We start from the raw sequence: 550 nt of genomic DNA on the forward strand, positions 1-550 counted from the left end.
GACGTCAAGGACTCCGTCGACGAAACCGTCGCCGCCCTCGAGCAATCGCGGGCGGTGATCGAGCAGGCCAAGGGCGCGTTGATGCTGGTCTACGGTCTCCCCGCCGACCGCGCGTTCGACATCCTGACCTGGCGCTCCCAGGAGACCAACACCCGACTGCGTGCGATCGCCGAACAGATCGTCGCCGGATTCGGCGATCTCGAATCCGACACCACCGCCCTGCGCACCCGATTTGACCACTTGCTGCTCACCGCCCACCAGCGCCCCGGACGATCGGGACAGCCCTGACGCCTTCCGCGCGCTCCCGACCGGTCAGGCACCGACCCGGCCTCTTCGCTGGCCCCCAGGAGCACTCGCGCGGCGACCGGACCCGGTGCGGGGATTTGGTGCCGGAAGGTGCCGTATCCGGGATGCGTAGGACGGTGCGGGCAGGGTACTCACCGCATACGCCGCCCGCTCCGTTTTCGAACCCGCGGAGCCGCGGCCAGACCCCTTAGCCTGAATCCGTGGATCAGTGATCGCGAAGGGGTTCGTGATGATTTCGGGTCCT

General features: G+C 68.0%; 1 protein-coding gene. It reads left to right on the plus strand.

Features of this window, described 5'->3' with window-relative positions; translation table 11 throughout:
• On the plus strand, positions 1 to 288 hold a 288-nt coding region (locus P3H15_RS54445), incomplete at its 5' end, for an ANTAR domain-containing protein (RefSeq protein WP_276144893.1).
• Between the last annotated feature and the right edge of the window lie 262 nt (positions 289 to 550).

Origin of the sequence: Rhodococcus sp. T2V (assembly GCF_029269925.1) — a bacterium.
GTDB classification, from domain to species: Bacteria; Actinomycetota; Actinomycetes; order Mycobacteriales; family Mycobacteriaceae; genus Rhodococcus_F; species Rhodococcus_F koreensis.